We start from the raw sequence: 5368 nt of genomic DNA on the forward strand, positions 1-5368 counted from the left end.
CTCTTTATTACTGAATAATAAAACGGCATAAGCTTTTTTGCCATCTCTGCCGGCACGGCCAGCTTCCTGGTAATAATTTTCCAGGCAATCGGGTACATCATAATGCACCACTGCTTTTACATCCGGTTTATCAATGCCCATTCCAAATGCATTAGTACATGTTATTACCCTTGTTTTATTGGTAATCCAGCTCTCCTGCTTTTTATTTCTTTCATCATTATTTAAACCTGCATGATAATAATCGGCATTAATTTTATTCATCAATAACAGATCAGTAATTTCTTTTGTATGCTTTCTGCTTTTACAATATACTATTGCTGTACCGGGTACATTTTTTAAAATTTCTAATAATTTATTTTGTTTGGAAGCAACATTAAAAACACTGTAAGAAAGATTAGGCCTTTCGAATGATTGCTGAAAACGTTGATGCGTTTTGCTGAACAATAATTTTTCACAGATATCGTCCTGAACAATTTTAGTTGCAGATGCTGTTAATGCCAATACCGGCACATTGGGTAATAACTCCCTCAGGTTTGCAATGCGTAAATAAGGTGGCCTGAAATCGTATCCCCACTGCGAAACACAATGAGCTTCATCTACTGCCAGCAAATTAATATTCATGGCGGGCAGGTATTCTAAAAATAGTTTTGTTTCTAATCTTTCAGGAGAAACGTATAAAAATTTATAATTACCATACGCCGCATTTTGCAAAGTTTTTTTTACTTCAATAAAACTCATGCCACTATAAACTGCCAATGCATTAATACCTTTTCTTTTTAAATTTTCTACCTGGTCTTTCATTAATGCAATAAGCGGACTAACTACTAAGCACAGCCCATCTTTTGCCAGAGCAGGCACCTGGAAGCAGATTGATTTACCACCGCCGGTGGGCAGTAAGGCCAATGCATCTTTTCCCTGCAATACTGCATTAATAATTTCATCCTGCAACGGACGAAAAGTATCATAGCCCCAATATTGTTTTAGTATTTGCTGAATTGAAATTTGTGTCACAGAATAGATTTAGTAAACTTCATCATGACTTCCAATATTTTCAAATATTACTTCATTTTCAGAAGCAAAATAAAATATAACCCTTAGGTCATAATCAATACTAAAAGAATAAAAATCTTTTAAAATGACTTTTAATTTATGGGTACGCAATTGCGGATGGTAAGGGTCTTGCAGAAATAACGTAACTTTTTCAGTAAATAATTTTTGTACTGCTGTTTGATTTTTTATTTGTTTTTTGTATGTCCTGGCAAAAGCAGGGCTATAGGCAATCTTTATCATTCTTCATTAAGGGCATTTAATAAATCTGAAGAATTATCATAAAATTTTAATTTCTTTTCGGAAAAAAGTGCTTCACTCTCCTTTTTATTTTGAAGAATTTGATGGCGTTTTGCTTGTATAATTGATTGATGCAATATTTTTTCAACTTCCTCCATTTCTTCTAAAGAAAGAGAAGTTACATTTTCAACTATATCAATAAACCGGGGCATATTTTTTTGTTTAAAATTTTCTTATTCAAATATAACAATTTTATAGAACTTTTTTATAGTTCAACCTAACTGAATTTACTGCAAGCACTACATCGCTAAAACCCATAGCCAGCGCTGCAATACCAGGGTGTAAAAAACCCATAGCAGCAATGGGAATAGCCACTATATTATAAATAAATGCCCAAAATAAATTTTCTTTTATGGTGATAAAAGTATGTTTACCCAAACCCAATGCCAGTGGTAAATGTTTAATACCATTATTGGTTAACACCACCTGTGCAGTTTGCATCGCCAGTTGCGATGCCTGGGCAATTGAAATGCCAATAGTTGCCTTTGCTAATGCAGGCGCATCATTAATGCCATCACCAATCATTGCAACGGGTGATGCGGCATTCAGTTGTTCAATTATTTTTAATTTTTCTTCCGGCGTTTTTTCTGCATACACTTCATCAATGCCAATTGCTTTTGCCAATTTTGTACATTTTTCTAAACTGTCGCCGCTTAATAAAATTGTTTTTATTTTTTTTGAATGGAGGTAATTAATTACTTCAACTGCTTCTGCTCTTATTTCGTCTTCCATATCAAACCAGCCAATTAAAATATTATTTTTGGTAAGATAAGCAGTGTGGGTTTGATCTTCGTTTTTCCCCAATTGATAAATATTGCCTTCCGCATCTTCTGCTTTCATACCAACACCTTTCACCTCTTCAATTTTTTTCCAACTGACAGGGTTATTTATTTTCCATTCTGCCACTATTGCTTTTGCAATGGGATGGTTGGAATATTTTTCTATAGAAAAAACAATGCGTTTAAAACTTTCTTTATCAATGCCTGTACTTTCTATATTCGATATTTTAAATTCACCAGTTGTAAGCGTTCCTGTTTTATCAAAAACAACTGTAGTAATATTTTTAAACAACTCTAAACTTTTTGCATTGCGAAAAAGAATACCTTTTTTTGTTGCCCTGCCCAGGCCAACAGCAATGGCCGCAGGTGTTGCAAGGCCCATTGCGCAAGGGCAACTTATCACCAATACCGCAATACTTCTCATTAAAGAATTTGTAGCAGAAATATCAAAAGCAAAATAATTCAACACAAAAGTTAATGCTGCAATACCTATTACAACAGGCACAAACACCGCACTTATTTTATCGGCTAGTTGTTGTATCGGTGGTTTTTCTCCCTGTGCCTGTTTTACTAAATTTAAAATATTACTCAGCACAGTATCTTTTCCTACTGCAGTTACCTGTGCTTTTACAGTGCCGTCAGTAAATAAACTTCCGCCAATTAAACTATCTTTTTTTTGTTTGTGTATGGGTTTGCTTTCGCCAGTTAATAAGGCTTCGCTAACATAAGCATCGCCCCATAAAATTTTACAATCTGTTGGTACCTGTTCGCCGCTTTTTATTAAAATTAAATCACCTACATGCAGCTGTGTATTCTCTACAGCAAAAATTAATTCTTTATGTTCTTCATCAAAAGCAATCATATTAGCCATTACTTTTTGGCTGCCTGCTAATTTGTTTAATTCTTTTTGTGTGGTAGAAACTGATTTGTGTTCTATCCATTCTCCCAAAAAAACCAGTGTAATAATTGTTGCAGTAGTTTCATAAAAAACATAATCCATCCCGTAATTACCCAACGTACCAATTAAACTGTACACAAATGCAGCTAATGCACCAATGGCAATTAAAACATTCATGTTGGGCATGCCACGCCGTAAACTTTTTACAGCGCTTACACCAAAATAACTCATGCCCACAAAAAATACGGGCAGGCAAATAGCCATTTGTATCCACGGGTTCATTAAAAAATGAATATGCCAGGGCAGCATGTGCAGCATTAAAACCAAAGTAAAAGGCAGGCAAAAAAGGAAACGCTGTAAATGATTAGAGAAAAGATGAGTAATTTGGAATTTGGAATTTGGAATTTGGGTTGCAACACTTTCATCCACCACTTTATAGCCAAGGTCAGCAATACCCTTTGTAAGTGCTTCTTTCGATTTGCTGCCATTAAGTTCAAAATTTATATCGCCGCCGATAAAATTTACTTTTACATCCTTCATACCTTCTTTTTGAAGGTACTTTGTAATAGATAGAGCACAGTTGGTGCAATCCATTCCTTCTACTTTCCATTCAACTTTTTCCATGGCACAAAATTATTTATTGCATTTGTTACCCAATTACTAATGAAGGAAAATATCTTTGCAACATGGAGGTAATTTTTAAGTTAGAAAATATACAGGAAGCAGCAGCAAAATTTTTATCAGATGCAGATAGTGGTAATGTTTTTGCATTTTATGGCGAGATGGGTGCTGGTAAAACAACTTTTATACATGCGTTGTGTGATGCTATGGGTGTACAGGGAAAGGTATCAAGCCCTACATTTTCTATCATTAACCAATATACCACAGCTGAAAATAAAACTATTTATCATCTGGATTTATACCGGCTTAAAGATGAAACAGAAGCTATTAACGCAGGCGTGGAAGATTGTTTGTACTCCGGCAATACCTGCTTTGTGGAATGGCCGGAAAAAGCACTTAGTATTTTTCCTGAAAATACTTTTAAAGTAACTATTACAATGATAGATACTGATACCAGAAAAGTCAGTATTAATTTGTAATTTGAGTGGCACAATAATTATTAATTAACCCTTTATCAATTTAAAATCGTGGCTACTACCAAACCTTTTGTATCGCCTTCTTTTACTTACGAAACTTTAGAAGAAACCTTAGATATAAAACCCAAAGGCGAAGCGTTGTTTATTGGCATACCTAAAGAAAATTCTTTTAGCGAAAACCGGATTGCCCTTACCCCCGAAGCGGTGAGTGTAATGATTGCAAACGGACACCGTGTAGTAGTGGAAGCCGGAGCAGGCCATGGCGCCAGCTACAGCGATAATAATTACAGCGAAGCAGGTGCAAAAATTGCGTTAGATAAAAAAGAAGTGTACGAATGTGATATACTGGTAAAAAGTGCACCTGTAAGCGAAAGCGAATGCGAATTGCTGCAACATGGTCAGTATATTATCAGCCCCATACATTTGGCAGTGATGCAAAGAGAAATATTGCAGAAGATGATGGATAAAAAAATTACGGCTTTAAGTTTTGAAAATTTAAAAGACGATAGCGGGCACAACCCCATTGTACGCAGCATGAGCGAAATTGCAGGCAGTGCAGTAATGCTTATTGCAGGGCAGTATTTAAGTAATGCTAATAATGGAAAAGGGGTATTGGTGGGAGGCATCAGCGGTATACCACCCACAAAAGTTATTATTATTGGCGCCGGTATTGTTGGCGAATATGCAGCAAGAACAGCGTTGGCAATGGGAGCCAGTGTAAAAATATTTGATAATAGTATTTACCGCTTAAAACGATTGCAAAATAATATTGGCGGACGGCTATGGACTTCCGTTATAGAGCCTAAAATTTTAGCCAAGCAATTAAAAACCTGTGATGTGGCGGTGGGTGCATTAAGCAGCGCCGGAGGAAGGACACCCATTGTGGTTACCGAAGAAACTGTTAGCAGCATGCGGCCCGGCAGTGTTATTGTAGATGTAAGCATAGACCGTGGTGGTTGTTTTGAAACCAGTGCCGTAACCACCCACGAAAAACCGGTTTTTATTAAATACGATGTGATACATTATTGTGTACCCAATATACCCAGCGGTTTTGCCCGTACCGCAAGCCAGGCTATAAGCAATGTGCTAATGCCATTATTATTAGAAACTGGCGAAGATGGCGGTATTGATAATGTGATTTGGTATAAGATAAATATCCGCAGTGGTATTTATTTATTTAAAGGCAGCCTTACCAATTTTTATTTAAGTGAGCGATTTGATTTAAAATATACCGATTTGAATTTGCT

Annotated in this window: 6 protein-coding genes; 2 read left to right on the forward strand and 4 right to left on the reverse strand. The window is 36.0% G+C overall.

Annotated elements, in window-relative coordinates:
- The 4 genes from ACY65O_RS00945 to ACY65O_RS00960 form a co-directional block, all read right to left on the reverse strand.
- A partial coding sequence (locus ACY65O_RS00945) for a RecQ family ATP-dependent DNA helicase (protein WP_462218972.1) occupies positions 1-1011 on the reverse strand: 1011 nt, incomplete at its 3' end.
- Between the two features lie 9 nt (positions 1012-1020).
- Positions 1021-1290: a type II toxin-antitoxin system RelE/ParE family toxin gene (locus ACY65O_RS00950; protein WP_462218973.1), complete on the reverse strand. Its 270-nt coding sequence runs from the start codon at positions 1288-1290 to the stop codon at positions 1021-1023.
- Positions 1287-1499 (reverse strand): hypothetical protein, encoded by a 213-nt coding sequence (locus ACY65O_RS00955; protein WP_462218974.1) that lies wholly within the window; start codon positions 1497-1499, stop codon positions 1287-1289. The genes ACY65O_RS00950 and ACY65O_RS00955 overlap by 4 nt, the downstream gene beginning before the upstream one ends.
- A gap of 40 nt (positions 1500-1539) precedes the next feature.
- Positions 1540-3648 carry a heavy metal translocating P-type ATPase gene (locus tag ACY65O_RS00960; RefSeq protein WP_462218975.1) on the reverse strand — a complete coding sequence of 703 codons (2109 nt, stop codon included), beginning with the start codon at positions 3646-3648 and terminating at the stop codon, positions 1540-1542.
- A gap of 62 nt (positions 3649-3710) precedes the next feature.
- Here ACY65O_RS00960 and tsaE point away from each other — a divergent pair, with 62 nt between their 5' ends.
- Positions 3711-4124: a tRNA (adenosine(37)-N6)-threonylcarbamoyltransferase complex ATPase subunit type 1 TsaE gene (gene tsaE / locus ACY65O_RS00965; protein WP_462218976.1), complete on the forward strand. Its 414-nt coding sequence runs from the start codon at positions 3711-3713 to the stop codon at positions 4122-4124.
- Positions 4125-4172: 48 nt separating this feature from the next.
- Positions 4173-5368, forward strand: a 1196-nt coding sequence (locus ACY65O_RS00970) for an alanine dehydrogenase (RefSeq protein ID WP_462218977.1), incomplete at its 3' end; no start/stop codon positions are given.

The organism is Ferruginibacter sp. (assembly GCF_031430955.1).
Taxonomy (GTDB): domain Bacteria; phylum Bacteroidota; class Bacteroidia; order Chitinophagales; family Chitinophagaceae; genus Ferruginibacter.

Coding starts and splice junctions, on each gene's coding strand:
- tsaE (WP_462218976.1), top strand. CDS start 3,711: ATGGAGGTAATTTTTAAGTTAGAAAATATACAGGAAGCAGCAGCAAAA.
- ACY65O_RS00960 (WP_462218975.1), bottom strand. CDS start 3,648: ATGGAAAAAGTTGAATGGAAAGTAGAAGGAATGGATTGCACCAACTGT.
- ACY65O_RS00955 (WP_462218974.1), bottom strand. CDS start 1,499: ATGCCCCGGTTTATTGATATAGTTGAAAATGTAACTTCTCTTTCTTTA.
- ACY65O_RS00950 (WP_462218973.1), bottom strand. CDS start 1,290: ATGATAAAGATTGCCTATAGCCCTGCTTTTGCCAGGACATACAAAAAA.